Source organism: Nonomuraea sp. NPDC050022, assembly GCF_044460705.1.
Lineage (GTDB): Bacteria > Actinomycetota > Actinomycetes > Streptosporangiales > Streptosporangiaceae > Nonomuraea.
The window spans coordinates 110,004-126,172 of the sequence record NZ_JBITKE010000015.1 but is presented as its reverse complement, the minus strand read 5'-3'; the positions used below and the strand labels follow the sequence as shown (position 1 = coordinate 126,172).

Below are 16,169 nucleotides of genomic sequence, written 5' to 3'. Positions count from 1 at the left end.
CCGCTTATGGTGCGGACCGTGACAGACAGCTCCAGCATGCGCCAGTGCGACTGCGGTGCGAGTGCCGGCCCCCTGGGCTTGTGTGTGGACTACTACCACGCGATTCTGGCTGAAGAGCAGGCCGATCCGCAGATGTACAGGTGGCACGCGCCCGTGGTGTGCGCGTACCTCCTGCAGCATCCTTTCAGAGCCGATGAGAAGTACCTGGACGGCCAGTTCCGCCAGCTGCAGTTGTACGTGGACAAGGGCCTTGACGCGCTGCTTCGCGTGGCGGCTCATCAGATAGCGCGGAACAAGCACGGGGTGCGCTCGGGCTACGACATGGCGCCACTGGAGGAGTACGCGCCGCTCCCGCAGGGCGGATCTCCCGGGCATTTCCGCGCTTCGTTCTGCGGCTTGCCGGTCAAGGGTGTCAGCTTCGTGTCCGATGGGCATCTGGCGTACGGACGCGGCATCGAAGCCATCGCCGAAGCGACTGTGGAGTCCTGGAGATCCGTCCAGACCTGATTGAGACACGCGCTGGGTACGACCGGCAGGAAGTCATTCATGAAGCGCTACATCCTGACCGGCACGCCTGGAGCCGGGAAGACCGCCATCCTGCGCCGGCTGGAGTGCGACGGATACACCGTCGTCGAGGAGGCGGCGACAGATGTCATCGCCCTGCGGCAGGCCCAGGGTGAAGCCGAGCCGTGGACGAAGCCGTCCTTCGTGGAGGCGATCGTCACCTTGCAGCGCCGGCGGCAGGAACAGGCCGCGGCCCTTCCCGGCGAGGTACAGATCTACGATCGATCGCCGGTCTGCACGTACGCGCTGGCTGTCTATCTCGGCCACTCCGTCTCTCCGGCGCTGACCCGCGAGCTGGAACGCATCGAAGCCGAGCAGATCTACGAGAAGAAGGTGTTCTTCGTACAGAACCTCGGCTTCGTCACGCCGACCGACGCGCGGCTGATCACCTTCGAGGAGTCGCTGCGGTTCGAGCAGGTCCACCAAGACGCTTACGCCTCGCTCGGGTACGAGTGTGTGTTGATCGCGCCGGGCGTGCTGATGGACCGGGTGGCGGCGGTCAAGAAGCAGTTCGGTCCCTAGCGCCAAGGATCGAGGGCGTGCTTGCCACGGGTCCGGCCCGCTTCGAGTTCCTGAAGCACGGCCGGCCCGTCGCCCAGGGGGTGGACCTGGGGAGTGCCGGGCGGGTACACCCCGGTGGCGATGAGCGCCCCGATCTCGGTGAACAGCGATCGGTAGATCGATGGGGCGGCGCTCGCCAGCGCGCCGATGTGCAAGCCCTTCACCTGCGCGTGGTGGGTGAAGACCAGGTCGTGCGTGGTCAGACTGGCGTCGCCGGAAGCGGCGCCGAACACGACGACGCGCCCGATGAAGGGTTTGGCGACCGACAGGCTGGCCTTGAACGTGGCCTGTCCCACCGATTCAAGGACCAGGTCGACTCCGCCGGTCAGACGGGTGATCTCCTCGGCCAGGTCGGGGCGCGCGCTGTCCAGAACCTCGTCGGCGCCGAGCGCTCGAACCGTGTCGTGCTTGGCCGGTGAGGCCGTGGCGATCACCCGCGCACCGTAGTGGCGGGCGAGACGGACCGCGGCCTGCCCCACTCCTCCTGCCGCCGCATGGATGAGCACCGTGTCACCTGGCTTGATCTCACCCAGCGGCTTGAGCGCCGCCAAAGCGGTCGCCCAGTTCAGCACCATGCCGAGGGCTTCGGCGTCCGTCCAGCCGGCCGGGACGGGAAGCACCCCTGCGGCCGGCAGCGCCATGTACTGCGCGAAGGCGCCAGGGCCGGCTCCGATGACGTGGGTACCGACCTGAAGTGGGGTCTCGACGCCCGGTCCGACGCCCACGATCTCACCGGCGGCCTCGAATCCCGCGACGTAGGGCGCCTGAGGCCCTCCTCCGTAGGTTCCACGGGTCTGCATGACGTCGGCGAAGTTGACTCCGGCGGCGCCGACCCGGATCAGGTACTCGCCCGGGCCAGGGGTGGGGCGACGGCGGTCGCTGGTGAGGATCAGATCCTTCGGTCCGCGGTGCGACCGCTGAAGCAGTGCCCGCATCGTCTGGTGGTTGGTCTCCATGCGCCGAAACGTATGAGCCTCACACTGGCGTGAGGGTCAAGCCATGGTCACCGGCGGGCCTCGCGCAGGAAGACGTCGAGCGCCGACTGCTGGGCGGTGAGCGCGGCGATGCGAGCGGCGAGCCGATCGCGATAGCTCTCCACCTCATGCAGGAAAAGCGGATCCGGGTCAGCTTCCGGTCCGTCGGTGAGGTGAGGCAGGGCTGCCTTGACCAGCCGTACGGGCAGTCCGTACTCCAGCAGCGAGCGAATAGCGTGGACTCGGTCGATGGTCGACTGGCAGTAGTCGCGGTACCCGTTGCTGCACCGACCAGGGACGATCAAGCCTTCATCCTCGTAGTACCGCAACGACCGCACACTCACGCCGCTGGCGCTGGCGGCTTCGCCGATCTGCATGTCTCAGACAACGTGCCGGCGCTCCGCGAGCTTCCATGAACGTTTCACCGGCATCGCGTGGCTCACCGGCCGGGCCTCAATCCCCGTACCAGTTCGACCCCGACAACATGCTCGGCCAACTGGAGAACCTCTACTCCTTCTACGTGAACACCATGAAGTTCACGCCCGAGATCGGTCTGCTGGCCCAGTACAAGATCATTGTCATCGTCACCACGACCTGGTCGAACGCGCCGCTCGACGCGTGGGCGACGGGCGGCTCGACCGACGGCAAGGTCGGCGTGATCAATATCGCCCCCGGGGCCGCGCTGCCCGGATCCTGGGGTCTGGCGCACGAGCTCGGGCACGTGATCCAGAACTACACCTTCCTCGGCAGGCCGGGCTACGGGCTCGTACATCCGAGCGCGGGGACGTTCTGGGAGGCCAGCGCCGAGTTCATGGCGATGCAGGTCTATCCCAAGACGGTCGCGGGCGACCTGACGAGGTTCATCCGTACGGAGAACCTCGCCTACAGCAGCAGCCGGCACCACTACGGGGCCTGGATGCTCCTGCAGTACATCAAGGACCGCGACGGCCTGGCCATGTTCAACCGCATCTGGAACGAGGCGCGCGACACCGAGCACCCGTTGGAGGTCTACCGCCGCATCTCCGGCATCGACCAGGCCGAGCTCAACCGGCGGCTGGGTGAGTACGCCCAGCGGAACGTCACCTGGGACTACACCAACCGCGCCGACATCATGCCCTTCATCAACAGCCTGTATCCGTTCGTCACCGCCTACAACGGGGTGGCGGTGGAGGCGGTCAACGCCGCGGCCGGCCACTTCCGCGTCTCCGACGCGCTCGCGCCCTCCGACTACGGCTACAACAAGATCCGCCTCGTCCCGAGCAGCGACGGCGCCCTGATCCGGATGCGGTTCAGGGGGCACATCAACTCCGCGGCGCAGTCGGGATGGTCGTACGGGTTCGTCGCGGTGAAGAATGGCACGCCCCGATACGGCCCGATATCCAGCTCCTCGAATGGCGAGGTGACGTTCCAGACCCAGCCGGGTGAGAAGGATGTCTATCTCGTGGTCGTCGGCGCGCCGGCGTCAGTGCACAAGTACGCCTTCCTCGATGGGTATCCGCGCAACTACCGCTATCCGTACCAGTTCCGTCTCCAGGGCGCCACGCCGTGGGGCTTCGAGCCGGGACACGTACAGCCCGCCGCGCCCGCAACCCCGACCGCCGCTGCGACAGCGGCGGCGGTGAGGCGGACGTGAACCCGTCCCACCCCATCTTCAGCGACGCCGACCTCGCCTTCGGCGGCGATGGCGGCGATCCCGATCCCACACCGGTCAACCTGGCGACGAGCGCGACACCTTCGGCCTCCTACACCTCGCCCTGGGAGAGCGTCGCGGCGATCAACGACGGCCTCGTCCCCTCCCCGCGCTGGGGAACATGGCCGGAAACCGGCTCCCAATGGGCCGAACTGACCTGGTCCTCGACCCAGGCCATCAAGTCAGCCGAGGTCTATTTCTTCGACGACGGCGGCGGGGCGCGCGTCCCCGCCTCGTGGAAGCTGCAGTACTGGAACGGCTCCGCGTACGCGGACGTGGGCGGGGCGAGCGGCTACGGGATCGCGGCCGACACCTATAACAAGGTCACGTTCAACGCCGTCAACACCACCCGGCTGCGGGTCGTGCTGCAGAGCGGTCAGGGATCTGTCGGGCTGCTGGAGGTACGCGCCTTCGGCTGACAAGTTCAGGGTGTCGCCGTTGGCCCGGACGAGGCCAACGGCGAACCGTGGGTCAGCGGCCGCTGCCCGCTACGAGGCCGGAGTAGTTGGCGAGCACCTTGACCTGATCTGGTTTGCCGCTCTTCGGGGGGATGTGGGCGGCGACCTGGAACAGATCGGTGATCTTCATGTACGTGTAGTACTTGCCGCGCAGGATTCCGCTGTCCTTCTGGAAGACGTAGTTACGCTCCGGGCCCTGCCGCACGTCGTAGCGGATCGTGCGCTCGATCGTGGTGAAGGTCAGGGCTCCGCCATCGGTGGTGCGCAGCGTGTACGACGGGTAGCGGGTGACCGGGCGGGCAGCGGACGAGATGCGCGCATACTGGGTCATCCTCTGACGCGTCTTCGCCGCCCCGGTGGTGATGCCGTCGGCGGCGAAGAGGCTCTTGTCGGTGGCGCTGCCCTTGCCGACCATGTGGGCGGCGTACTTCTTCGCGAAGTCGGCGGGCGACATCAGCAGACCGGTTCCGTCCGTGGGGCCGACCGCCGTGGCGGCGCCCGAGGCGTCAGCGGCGATCGCGGGCAGTTCATCGGTGGTGGTGCCGTCGAAGGCGTCAGGGGAGTACATCTGCCGCCAGCCGTCCCCCTGCCGGGCGAAGAGCAGGTACGTCGGCTCCTTCGAGGTCGTCGGCTTGCGCTGCCAGTGTGCCGTGGCCAGGAACCAGGGCTGCTGCCCGGCGGCCGGCGCGCGGAACGCGGCGCCCGTGTAGCCGAACGGCTGGTACTTGATGGTCTTGCGGAGGATGCGGCTGGAGGCGTAGCTGGCCTTGTCGATGGCGAAGCTGGAGCCGCCTTCGTAGCCGGCCAGGAGTTCGTCACTCCGGGCCTTGTTGGCGGCGTTGTTGCGCTTGACGTAGTCCGCGAGGACCGAGGCGGCCTCCTGGTCCGAGACGGCCCGAGCCGGCTTCGGGGCGCTGCTCGCGCTGGGTTTGCCCGTCGCGGCGGGGTCCGCCTTCGCGCCGCCCATGCCTGGCAGGGTGGGCAGGGCGGAGCATCCTGCGAGCAGACACCCTGCCGTGACTGCGCTGATCGTCCAGCCGTACCGTCGCACTTTCTGTACCTCTAACCACTATGGGACTAAAGGGCACAAAAGTAGCAGTAGGGATGTCGGGTGCACGATTGGGGACTGCGGTTCCGGGCAGTCGGTTACGGCTCATTCGCGGGGCGTGAGCGCTCACAAGTGTCTGTTGGCCGGGCGGAGGGGGACTCTATAGAGTCTGGCCAGAGATGAGCGCGACTCCGGTCCGGAGGAGGGGGATGTCCATCAAGCCGCTGTCCCTGCCGCAGCCACCTCAGAAGGCGCCGGAGTTCGGGCGGGACGCGCTGATCGTCTGCGAGAGCCTGGTGCGGATCTACCAGTCCGGGTCGGTCGAGGTGCAGGCGTTACAAGGGCTGGACCTGCTCGTGGACAGTGGCGAGATGGTCGCCGTCGTCGGGGCGTCGGGGTCGGGCAAGTCGACGTTGCTGTCCATCCTCGCCGGGGTCGACGCCCCCACCGCCGGGCGGGCGCGCGTCGACCGGTGGAACCTGCTGGCGATGTCCCGGGCCGATCGTGTGCACTACCGGCGGCGTACCGTCGGATTCGTCCGGCAGCAGACGGCCGGCAACCTCGTGCCCTACCTGACCGCGCGGCAGATGATCGACCTGCCGATGACGGCGGCCCGCACACCGGCCCGCAGGCGCCGGGCCCGCGCCACCGAACTGCTGAGCGCCCTCGGCATCGCCGACTGCGCCGACCGGCGTCCCGCGCAGCTGTCCGGCGGGCAGCAGATGCGGGTCGCCATCGCGGTGGCCCTCGCCAACGAGCCCCGCGTCCTGCTGGCCGACGAGCCGACCGGCGAGCTGGACACTGCCACCTCCGCCGAGGTCTTCGGGACGTTACGAGAGGTCAACCGCCGGCTCGGCGTCACCGTCGTCATCGTGACCCATGACTCCGCGGTCAGCGGCCAGGTCGAGCGGACCGTGGCGATCCGCGATGGACGCACCAGCAGCGAGGTACTACGCCGCACCGCCACCGGCGCCGACGGCGACACGCACATGATCGCCGAGGAGTACGCCGTGATGGACCGTGCCGGACGGGTCCAGGTGCCGCGCGACTACCGGGAGGCGCTGGCGCTGACCAGGCGGGTTCGACTGGCGCTGGAGGCCGATCACGTCGCGATCCGCCCTGACCTCGATGGGGCCGAATGAGCGCCGGTCCGGCCGACAGGCCGCTGCTCGCCGTGCGCGGCGTCCATCGGCGCTTCGGCAGCGGGCCGACCGCGGTCCACGCTCTGCGGGACGTGTCGTTCGACCTCGCCGCGGGCACCATGGTGGCCCTCATCGGCCGGTCCGGCTCCGGGAAGACCACATTGCTGAACGTCATCGGCGGTCTGGACCGTCCGGACTCCGGGACCGTACTCGTCGACGGTACCGACGTCACAGCCCTCGACGAGGACGGCCTGTCCCGGTTACGGCGGGAGAAGGTCTCCTACGTGTTCCAGACGTTCGGCCTGATCCCGGTGCTGTCGGCCGCGGAGAACGTCGGCGCCCCATTGCGGCTGGCGCGCCTCCCTGCGGCGGAACGCGAGCGTCGGGTCGAGCTGTTGCTGGAGCTGGTGGGCCTGGCCGACCACGCCCAGCAGCGTCCGGGTGAGCTGTCCGGCGGCCAGCAGCAGCGGGTGGCGATCGCCCGGGCCCTGGCCGCCTCTCCCCGGCTGCTGATCGCCGACGAGCCGACCGGGCAACTGGACGCCGAGACGGGTCTGTCGGTGATGGCGCTGCTGCGCGGAGTCGTGGAGTCCGAGGGCGTGACGGCGCTGGTGTCCACGCACGACCCGACGATGCTCGCGCTGGCGGACCGGGTGATCCAGATCAACGACGGGCGGCTGGACGGGCGGGACGCGTCGTGATCGTCCAGTTGCGACGGGCCGTTGGACGGGCGGGAGGCCTCGTGATCGTCCAGGTACGACGGGCCGTTGGACGGGCGGGAAACCTCGTGATCGTCCAGAAATGTGGGCCGCTGGACGGGCAGGAAGCCTCGTGATCGTCCAGAGCCGCCCGTGCTGAGGTTGCTCGCCTACCGAGCCCGCGCGCAGTGGCCGCTGCTGGCCGCCCTCCTGGCGGTCGCCATGGTGGGCCCCACCCTGCTGGGCGCCTGCGCCCTCCTCGTCACCCGCACCGCCGAGCAGGCGCTGGAGGCCGCCGCGTCCCGCGCCACTCCCGACCAGGTCGACGTCACCGCCTACACCGTCACCATCCGCGGACCGGACGCGCGATCCGTCGCCGACGACACCCGCCGCGTGCTGACCTCGGCGCTGGCCCCGTTCGCCGTGACGACGGCCGCTCGCGCGTCGTCGGTGATGCGGTCGCTGCCGACGACGCGGGCGGGTGGCGACGGCGTACCCGCTGAGACCTACCTGTCGGGCGTGGAGGACCTGCCGGCCCGCGCCGCGTTGGTCACGGGACGCTGGCCGCGTGGCGCGGCGGCCGACGCGGCGCACCCAACCGTGCCGCAGAAGGCCGACGCGGCCCGCCCCGCCGTGCCGCAGAAGGCCGACGCCGCGCACCCCGCCGTGCCGCCGATGGCCGACGCGGCCCGCCTTGCTGTGCCGCTGGAGGCCGTCGTGCTTGAGCCCACCGCGCGGCGGCTCGGCCTCACGCTCGGCAGACGCGTCCGCCTCGGCGCGGAGCTGGGCGACGACCCTGCCCGGACGGTCGATGTAACCATCGTCGGCGTCGTACGCCCGCTGCCGGGCACCGGCTGGGACCGGGACCCCCTCGCCGCCACCGGCTACGACCTCGCCTACCGCGACGGCCGCTCCGTGCGGCCGGTCCACGCGTACGGGCCGTTCATCGTCGACCTCGCCGCCCTGCTGGCCGGCGGCTCCACCATCGACCGGCTGGAGATCACCGCCCATCCCGACCTGTCCGCCCCCACCCGCCGCGGCCTCGACACCGCCGCTGAGTCCGTGCTCGGCGCCGACCGCCTATTGGCGCGTACCCTCGGCGACCGGGTACGGATCGAACGCGTCGCCTCCCGGTTGCCGTCCACCCTGCTGTCCGCCCGCGACCAGCAGCAGGTCACCGCTGCGGCCGTACTCACCGTCGCCGTCCTCGGCATCGTCCTGACCGCGACCGCCCTCGCCCTCGCCGGCCGGCTCACCGCCGGCGTGCGCGCTGAGGAGACCGCTCTGCTGTCGGCGCTGGGCGTCAGTCGAGGGCAGTTCGCCGCCGCCGCCGTCGTCGAGGCAGGCGCACTCGCCGTTCTGGCCGCCGCGCTCGCGATCCCCGCCTCTTCCGTCCTGCACGCCGGTCTGACCCACCTGCCGCCGCTGGCGGAGGCCGGGCTCACCGTCCATCCGGTCGTGACCGGCGTCCATGTGCTCGCCGTCGCGGGTGGCGCGCTGGCGCTCGCGGCGGTGCTCGTCGCCCTCTCGGTGCGGCCCACGCCCGTAGGCGGCGACCGTCGCCACCGGCGCGAACTGCTGGCCCGCTCCGGGGCCGATGTGCTGCTCGTGGCGTTCGCCGTCGCCGGCTGGTGGCAGCTGCGTGATCAGCCCACCGGCTCGGGGTCCTCCGTCGACGCCATCCGCGTGCTCGCTCCCGCGCTGCTGCTCACCGCCGGCTCCGCGCTGGCGCTGCGCCTGGTGGTGCCCGCGCTGCGCGGCGTCGAGCGACTGGCGCGCCGCGCCCGTGGGCTGACGCTCCCGCTGGCCGCGTTCGAAGCCGCCCGTCGGCCGCAGGCGGTCGCCGCGGGGCTGCTGATCGGCCTGGCCTGCGCGGCCGCCACGTTCGGGGTCGGCTTCGACGCCACGTGGCAGCGCTCCCAGCATGACCAGGCCGACTTGGCCGTCGGCACCGATCTCGCTCTCACCCTCTCCGCGCCGCCGGAGGCCGGACAGGGCGCGGCTGTCCGCGCGGCCACAGGAGGCGCGGTGAGCCCGGCCACCAACCGTGGCGTCGCGGTCGGGCAGTGGCTCGGCAACGCCGGCGACGTACCGCGGCTGGTCGCCGTCGACACCACCCGCGCCGAGTACTTGCTGCGCGGCCGGCTGAACGATGGCCGCAGGTGGACGGACGTCGGCGCCGGCCTGGCGCCGCCGACCCGCGCCACCGGCGTCCCCATCCCGAAAGGCGCCGCACTGACCCTCACCGGAAAGGCGACCGGTACCGGGAAGACGACCGGCACCGGGAAGGCCACTGGCACAACCCCGCTTACCGTTACCCCCCGGCTGCTGCTGCAGGACGCCACGGGCTTACGGACCCCCTGCGACGGCGCGCCCATCCCGCTCGACGGCAAGGCGCATCCGCTGCCGACCTGCGCGACCGTCGAAGGGCTGCGGTTGGTCGCGGTGTCCCTCCCGTTCGCGCCCGATCTGGGGAACGTCGGCTTCGGCTACTCCGATGCCCTGGCCGAACTGCCGGCCGGGGCCGGCGACAGCCGCGTCGCCGTCACCCTCACCGTGCCCGAGGCCCCAGCCTCCACCGGTGTGGCGTCCGGGTCGCCGTGGAGCGCCACCTCCGTCGAGCCCGCCCCCGGCCAACTCGGCGATCCGGCCGTCGCCCTCGCCCGTACCCCGGCCGGTGTGCAGCTGAAGATGACGACGACCGTCGGGCTCAAGGGCCCCCCGGACGCGGCCCGAACCCTGGTCGCCACCGCGTTCCCGGCCACGGGACCGGTGCCTGTCGCCGTCTCCACCCGCTTCGCCGACGAGGTCGGTGCCCATCGCGGCTCCCGGCTCAATCTCACCGTCGGCCTCACCCCCGTCCCGGTCAGGGTGACCGAGGTGCTGCCCACGGTTCCAGCCGCCCCGGGCGCCGCGGCGATCCTGGCCGACTCGGACGCCCTCTCCCGCGCCCTCGTCGTCAGCGGCAACCTCGACTTCCCTGTGGACGCCTGGTGGGTCGGCAACCCCACCCGGGCCGACGCCGCCCTACGCGTCGCCGCCCTCCGCCTCGGTGCCGTCACCACGCGCGCGTCCGAGACCGCCCGCCTCACCGGTGGCCCCCTGCGCGCCGGACTGCCGGCCGCGCTCCGGCTGCTCGTCCCGGCCACGGCCCTGCTGCTGCTCGCCGGTGTCGTCCTGCATGTGACCTTCGACCTCCGGACCCGCGCGCTGGAGGTGGCGCGGCTGCGGGGCCTGGGGATGACCCGGCGGGAAGTACGTGCCGTACTGCTCGGCCAGCACGTCGGTGTCCTGCTGCCCCTGCTCGCGGCAGGGGCGGCCGTCGGCGCACTCGCCACCCGCGTGGTCGCGCCCCTGCTCGTCCGCTCCGAGACAGGCGCCGTCCCCGTGCCCGCGGCCCTGCCCGTCTGGCCGTGGGTCGCCGAGGCCGGCTTGCTCGCCCTGCTGCTGGCCGGGTGCATGCTCGCGGTGACCGCCGTGGTCGTCGTACAGGCCCGCCGCGTCGACGTCGCGTACCTGCGGGTGGCGTCGTGAGGCACATGCGGGCACAGGTCGGGAAGCATCTGCGGGTGGCGTCGTGAGGCACATGCGGGCACGGCCTCGTGAGGCATCCGCGGGTGGTGTCGTGAGGTGGCGCGCCCGCCTGTGGCCGGCCGGTCGCTGGTGGCCGCCCGCCCTGCACTGGCCCAGCATCCGTGGGCGCGCCCGTGCCGACGCCGGGTCGCTGCTCCTGGCCGCCGCGGTCGTGGCGGTCGTCACTCTGCTCGCCGGCGTCGTACCGCCGCTGCTGCGCGCGACCGCCGACGAGGCCGTTCAGGACGGGGTCCGCCGCGCCGGCGGCGACGGTGACGTCCTTGTTGAGGCCCGTATGGAACGCGATGACGGGCCCAACGGCGGACGCGTCCGCGCTCCCCGGCTCGCCGAGGACGTCGACGACTTCCGCGACAGGGCGACGGACGAACTCGGACCCGGCCTGCGGGCCGCGCTGCGTCCGCCCGTCGCCACCGTCATCAGCCCCACGCTCAAGATCACTGATGGCAGCGTGCTGCGCACCTTCCAGCTCGCCTACCTGGCGAAGGGCGAGGGCGCCGAGGGTGGCCCGCACGTGACCTGGATCGCGGGTGGTCCGCCTCGGCCCGCCGTCCCTGAGGCGGACAACCACGCAGAGGTTCCCGTCACGGGGGCGCCCTGGCCGGTGCAGGTCGGTCTGTCGGAAGCGGACGCCGACGCGCTCAAGCTGCGTCCCGGCGCGCGCATCCCGCTCAAGGACGACGCGGGAGGCGTCAAGAAGGTCCTGGTCAGCGGCATCTTCCGGGCGACGGATAGCACCGATCCCGCCTGGGGATCGGCCCCCGCGCTGCTGCGTCCCGTCTCCGGCGCGGATGGTGTGGGCTCCACCCGATTCGCCGGCCTGCTGTCACCCGACTCCCTGCCCGATGCCCGCCTCGCCTTCGACCAGGACGCGCTGCGGCGCGTCGTCCGGTTCACCCCCGACCCGAACCGGATCACCTGGGACTCCGCCCAGGCGGTCTCCGCGAAGGTGGTCGCGCTCAAGGCGACCTCCGGCTCCTCCGGCGCCCTCGACGGCTCCCTGAAGTGGGAGACGGGGCTCGACGGCGTACTGCGGAACATCAGAACCCAGGTCGGCGCCGCGTCCGCGCAGGCGTCGGTCCTGCTCACCGGCGTGCTGGCCGTCGCGGTCCTGGTGCTGCTGCTCGCCGCCGACCTGCTGGTGCGTCGCCGCGCCCCGGCACTGGAGGCCGCACGGCAACGGGGCGCGGCCCTGCCGACGCTCGGTGCCGAGTTGCTGGTCGAGTCGGCCGTGGTGGCGCTGTCGGCCGCCGCGGCCGGGCTCGCGCTGTCCCGCGCGGTCGTCCCGGGCGCCTCCTGGGAGTGGGTGGTCCCCGTGGTGCTCACCGCCGTCGTCGCCGGTCCGGCATTCGGTACGCTCGCCGCCGCCCGCGCCACCCGCGACCGGCGGGTCCCGGCCAACCGGACCGCGCGCCGCTGGGCCCGTCACACCGTCCAACTGCGCCGCGCCGCCCTTGAGGCTGCGGTACTGATCGCCGCGGTGGCCGCCTTTGTCGCGCTGCACCAGCGCGGAATCCTCCCGGCCGCCTCCGCCCCCGGCGCTGGCGCTGGCGCCGACGTGGCCGGTCTGGGGCTCGGGCTGGGGGATGGCGGACCGCTGCCCGCGAGCGCGCCCGTTCTTGGCGTTCTCGTCGGCGCGCTCGTCCTGCTGCGGCTGCTCCCCGCGGGGCTGGGTCTGGTGCTCAAGCGGGCCTTGCGCTCACGCCGTCCGCTGGCGGTCTTCGGCACCGCGCGGGCGGTCGCGACGTCCGGGCGTGCGCTGCCGCTTCTGGTCCTGGTGACCTCCGCCGCTTTGGCGTCGTTCGCGCTCACCCTGGACGCCACCGCCGCCGACGGCCTGGCCGAGGGCGCGTGGCGCACCGTCGGCGCCGATGCCCGCCTCGACGTCGTCCCCGCCGCGGCGGCCTCCACGCCTGCCCTGTCCCGGCGCATCGCCGCCGCGCCAGGAGTCCGGCAGGCCGTCGCCGCGCAAGTCACCGACCGGGCGCGGGTCGTCGCCGGCTCACTGGTCGTCGCTCCGCGTCTGGTGATCGTGGACGCCTCCGCGTTCCGGCGGCTGCTCGCCGCCACCCCGCTGCCGGACGCGCCGGCGCTCGCCCGGCTCGGGGCGACCGGTCACGGGGACGTGCCGGCCCTGGTGCGCTCCGGCGACGGCGGCCTGCGGCCGGGCATGCGGCTGGAACTGCTCCGGGACGGTGCTCCGGCCATCCGGCTCATCGCCGTCGGTACGGCACCCGCCATCGGCGACGCCGGTGACGTCGTCCTCGTGGACGCTGCTACCCTCCAAGCCGCGGGCATGCCCTCCGTACCCGACACGGTGTGGGTGACCGGCCCCGGAGCGGCGCGAGCGGTCGCCGCGAGCGGCGTCGACGCGGACACCGTGCTGCGCGAGGACGTGCTGCGCGCCCGCCGCGCGGCGCCGCTGACATCGGGGCTGCTGACGTTGGCGTGGGTCTCGGCCGCGACTCTGCTGGCCCTGGGGCTGCTGGGCCTGGCTCTCGGCGCTTCCGCGAGCGCGCCGGAGCGATGGCAGACCCTGACTCGGCTGCGTACCCTCGGCCTGCGGCCACGGGACGCCCGGTGGATCGCCGCGGGGGAGTTGCTGCCGCCGGTGATGGTCGCCGCCGTGGTCGGTCCACTGCTCGGGGTGCTGCTCGCCCGCCTGATGCTCGGCTCGCTCGCGCTGCGGCTGCTCACCGGGCAGGCCGCCGACCCGGCCCTGGTGCTGCCGTGGTGGCGGCTCGGCCTGGTGACCGTCGCGTTGCTGGTGGCGGTCGCCGTCGTGGTGCCGATCGAGTCGGCGCTGCGGCGCCGCCGGCGGCTGAGCGAGGTGCTGCGCGCGGGCGACGGATAGCCGGCGCCCGCGGCCTGGCAGGCGCCCTTCCTGCGCCAGACGTGCTTCGTTTGAGGCTCCTTTGAGGATGCCCTTCACTGTGTTAGCTCCCTCAAAGAGGGCTCAAACGATGGGCGATCAGTTGTCGGACCGTGGTTCGGCAGGGGGCGAGGTCGCGAAACTCAGGTGAGGGTAAGGGGAGCCAGTTGCCGGCTGAGATTGAGGACGGCTTGGACCGTTCGGGGGTCGCGGCTGGCGCGGAAAGGGGCGACGGGTCGGGCCTCGGGTCCGATGACCAGGCCGGTCTGCCCGTCCAGTGAGGCGTCGGTCGCGGCGAGGATCGACGGCTGGGCGGCCACGGACGCCGGGCCGGAGGTGGCGCGTTCGAAAGTACGGCGGACCAGCGGCCAGAGCAGGCGTAGACCCGGCGAGACGATCTTGGGTGAGCGCATGGTGCCGTCGGTCATGTCGGTGGCGGCGCCGCCAGGGTCGGCCGCGAAGACCGAGATGCCCGTGCCTCGCAGTCGCTCGGCCAGGTCCAGCGTGTACGCGAGGTTGGCGAGCTTCGCCCGGCCGTACCAGTGAAAGCCGTAGTAGCCGCCCGGCGGATCGACCGCCGCGAAGGTGCGCTTGGCGACCCTGATCGAGCCAGAGGTGACATTCACGATCCGGCTCGGCCCGCCGGCCTGGAGTGGTGCCAGCAGCAGCTCGGTCAGCAGGTAGGGGGAGAGATGGTTGACGGCGAACGTCGCTTCGATCCGATCCGTCGTCTGTTGCCGGTCGGAGAACATCGCCCCGACGTTGTTGATCAGAAGGCTCAGCGGCCCCTCCGCTGCCAGCCGGGCTGCGAGCGCTCGTACGGCGTCGAGCGATGCGAGGTCGGCCGCCACGAATTTCGCCTCCGCTCCGGGAACCACGGCGCCGATTCGCTCGATCGCTTGGGCGCCGCGCTCGGCGCTCCGGCCGACCACGGTGACTGCGTAACCGGCCGTCGCCAGCCCGATTGCGGTTTCCAAGCCGATTCCGCCGGTCCCCGCCGTCACTACCGCCCATCGAGTCACGGTCCCGCCCTTCGTCGCCTAATCGGATAACTATCCGGTTTCCTTGGCGCACCGTAGCACAAGCGGATAAATATCCGGTTATTGGAGCTTCAGCGCGGCGGGCGCAGGCCCTCAAGGAGGACGTCGAGGTAGAGCTCGGCGTACCTGGGGTCGTCGTCACCGGAGCGGACCGCGTGTTGGACGCCGCAGAGCAGGCGGCGGATGTCGTCCGCCTCCAGGCCGTGCCGGACGGCGCCGGCGTCACGGGCGCGATCGAGCAGTTTCTCGATGGCGCGGTCTAGCTCGGTCTTCATCGCCGAGGTCTGTGCCCCAGCGTCGCCGGCGGATTCGAGCACGGCAGCGAACCCGGCGTCGTCCAGCGCGCGTCCAAGCGCGAAACGCAGCAAGCGGTGCAGACCTGTGAAGGCATCCTCGTCGGCCGCCGCGTTCTGCGCCTCGGTGACGAGCTGCTGGAAGCGTTCGGCGGACAGCGCCTCCAGGAGCGCGTGGCGGTTGGGGAAATGCCGGTAAACGGTCCCGACACCCACCCCCGCGAGCCGGGCGATGGTGTTCAGCTGGAGCGAGTCGTCACCTGCGGCCAGCTGTTCACGGGCGACCCGCAACACCCGTGCGCGATTGCGCGCGGCGTCCGCGCGCAATGCTGTCCCCTGTCCGGCCTTCGGTGCCACAGGATCAGCCTAATGAGCTTTTCAGTGTTCACAGGCTCGGCCCGATCAGTTGGCGAGGCCCAGAAGGCGTCCGAGCAGTTGGTGCATGTGAGCGCGGAAGCGCCGCAGTGCGTCGGGGTCGTCGGGGCGGCGGCGTTGTCCTGTCGTGTCGAGGATCCCGCTCAGTGAGAACCCTTGGATGCACCAGACCATCGTGTACGTGGTGAGCTGCGCGTCGGCGTGTACGGGGTCCGCCAGGGCGGCGATGCTGTCGACGGCGTACTGGGCCAGCGGCTGAGCGGAGAGTGACTCCAGTTCTTCGATGTCACTGGCGTCGGAGAGCCATCGGTGCATCCACAGCGCGGGAACCTCGGGATGCTCGACGCACAGGTCGATGTAACCGTCGATGAACCGGTGGAGGGCGGCCGGCCGCTCCTCGGGTGCGGCGGCCTTCAGTTCGCCGGCTCTCTTGTCGATGACGGCCGAGAGAACCTGCTGAGCGCGCTTCATGACCGCCAGGTAGAGGTGGCGTTTGGTGGGGAAATGCGGGGTGATGGCGGCCGTGGTCAGCCCGGCGGCCTCACCGATCTGACCTATGGAGACGCCGTCGTGGCCGAGCGCGGCGAACAGTCTGGTCGCGACCCGCAGGATGAGCTCCCGCTCGTTCTCTTCTGGAGAGGCCATGGACGCGACCATAGGACCGCGCTGTCGCCCGGCCTACCGCTCGATCGGCAAGGGCGGGTAAAAGTCCGAGCGGCGGAGCGGGCCGCCCGCCGTACAGGCATTTAAGGGACGTCAGGGGATATTTCGGGAAACTTCGTGTTGATTTTGAAAGAAGTGTGAAGAGGAGGCAAGGCTTCGGCGGAATAGAGGTGTACCCCACAGAAGGGACACCATGCGAA

Annotated in this window: 14 protein-coding genes; 8 read left to right on the top strand and 6 right to left on the bottom strand. The window is 71.4% G+C overall.

All coding sequences use genetic code 11. From position 1 onward, the window contains the following. The first annotated feature begins 18 nt into the window (after nt 1-18). Nucleotides 19-507, top strand: a complete 489-nt coding sequence (locus ACIBO2_RS47875) for a DUF5946 family protein (protein ID WP_358546479.1) — start codon at nt 19-21, stop codon at nt 505-507. A gap of 39 nt (nt 508-546) precedes the next feature. Further along, on the top strand, nt 547-1,086 hold the full coding sequence (locus tag ACIBO2_RS47870) for an AAA family ATPase (RefSeq protein WP_397304460.1): 540 nt from the start codon (nt 547-549) through the stop codon (nt 1,084-1,086). Here ACIBO2_RS47870 and ACIBO2_RS47865 read toward each other — a convergent pair. Both ACIBO2_RS47865 and ACIBO2_RS47860 read right to left on the bottom strand, forming a co-directional pair. Then, nucleotides 1,083-2,081 (bottom strand): NADPH:quinone oxidoreductase family protein, encoded by a 999-nt coding sequence (locus tag ACIBO2_RS47865; protein WP_358546473.1) that lies wholly within the window; start codon nt 2,079-2,081, stop codon nt 1,083-1,085. The genes ACIBO2_RS47870 and ACIBO2_RS47865 overlap by 4 nt on opposite strands. A 47-nt stretch (nt 2,082-2,128) precedes the next feature. Beyond that, a complete protein-coding gene (locus ACIBO2_RS47860) occupies nt 2,129-2,476 on the bottom strand; it encodes a MerR family transcriptional regulator (RefSeq protein WP_397304459.1) in 348 nt (115 codons plus the stop codon). A 35-nt stretch (nt 2,477-2,511) separates the two neighbouring features. Here ACIBO2_RS47860 and ACIBO2_RS47855 point away from each other — a divergent pair, with 35 nt between their 5' ends. Together ACIBO2_RS47855 and ACIBO2_RS47850 are read left to right on the top strand one after the other, a co-directional pair. After that, on the top strand, nt 2,512-3,732 hold the full coding sequence (locus tag ACIBO2_RS47855) for a DUF6055 domain-containing protein (protein WP_358546467.1): 1,221 nt from the start codon (nt 2,512-2,514) through the stop codon (nt 3,730-3,732). Continuing rightward, entirely contained in the window at nt 3,729-4,208 is a 480-nt protein-coding gene (locus tag ACIBO2_RS47850) for a discoidin domain-containing protein (protein WP_397304458.1), read from the top strand. Before ACIBO2_RS47855 ends, ACIBO2_RS47850 begins: the two co-directional genes overlap by 4 nt. A 52-nt stretch (nt 4,209-4,260) precedes the next feature. On the opposite strand, the gene ACIBO2_RS47845 is transcribed toward ACIBO2_RS47850, so the two are convergent. Further along, a complete protein-coding gene (locus ACIBO2_RS47845; RefSeq protein ID WP_397304457.1) occupies nt 4,261-5,214 on the bottom strand; it encodes a hypothetical protein in 954 nt (317 codons plus the stop codon). 290 nt (nt 5,215-5,504) lie between these two features. On the opposite strand from ACIBO2_RS47845, the gene ACIBO2_RS47840 reads away from it, so the two are divergent. The 4 genes from ACIBO2_RS47840 to ACIBO2_RS47825 all read left to right on the top strand — a co-directional run bounded on the left by ACIBO2_RS47840 (nt 5,505) and on the right by ACIBO2_RS47825 (nt 13,580). Next, the gene (locus ACIBO2_RS47840; RefSeq protein WP_358546458.1) at nt 5,505-6,437 is read left to right on the top strand and encodes an ABC transporter ATP-binding protein; all 933 of its coding nucleotides are present in this window, start codon (nt 5,505-5,507) and stop codon (nt 6,435-6,437) included. After that, nucleotides 6,434-7,138: an ABC transporter ATP-binding protein gene (locus tag ACIBO2_RS47835; RefSeq protein ID WP_358546455.1), complete on the top strand. Its 705-nt coding sequence runs from the start codon at nt 6,434-6,436 to the stop codon at nt 7,136-7,138. Before ACIBO2_RS47840 ends, ACIBO2_RS47835 begins: the two co-directional genes overlap by 4 nt. 150 nt (nt 7,139-7,288) lie before the next feature. Continuing rightward, nucleotides 7,289-10,669 (top strand): FtsX-like permease family protein, encoded by a 3,381-nt coding sequence (locus tag ACIBO2_RS47830; RefSeq protein ID WP_358546453.1) that lies wholly within the window; start codon nt 7,289-7,291, stop codon nt 10,667-10,669. A 91-nt stretch (nt 10,670-10,760) separates the two neighbouring features. Further along, nucleotides 10,761-13,580, top strand: coding sequence for an FtsX-like permease family protein (locus ACIBO2_RS47825; protein WP_397304456.1), 2,820 nt, complete (start codon nt 10,761-10,763; stop codon nt 13,578-13,580). Nucleotides 13,581-13,741: 161 nt separating this feature from the next. Here the strand turns inward: ACIBO2_RS47825 and ACIBO2_RS47820 are convergent, their stop codons facing one another. The 3 genes from ACIBO2_RS47820 to ACIBO2_RS47810 all read right to left on the bottom strand — a co-directional run bounded on the left by ACIBO2_RS47820 (nt 13,742) and on the right by ACIBO2_RS47810 (nt 15,951). Further along, on the bottom strand, nt 13,742-14,602 hold the full coding sequence (locus tag ACIBO2_RS47820) for an SDR family NAD(P)-dependent oxidoreductase (RefSeq protein ID WP_397304521.1): 861 nt from the start codon (nt 14,600-14,602) through the stop codon (nt 13,742-13,744). A 107-nt stretch (nt 14,603-14,709) separates the two neighbouring features. Next, on the bottom strand, nt 14,710-15,288 hold the full coding sequence (locus tag ACIBO2_RS47815; protein ID WP_358546448.1) for a helix-turn-helix domain-containing protein: 579 nt from the start codon (nt 15,286-15,288) through the stop codon (nt 14,710-14,712). A gap of 45 nt (nt 15,289-15,333) precedes the next feature. Next, nucleotides 15,334-15,951 (bottom strand): TetR/AcrR family transcriptional regulator, encoded by a 618-nt coding sequence (locus tag ACIBO2_RS47810; protein ID WP_358546445.1) that lies wholly within the window; start codon nt 15,949-15,951, stop codon nt 15,334-15,336. Nucleotides 15,952-16,169 lie beyond the last annotated feature (218 nt).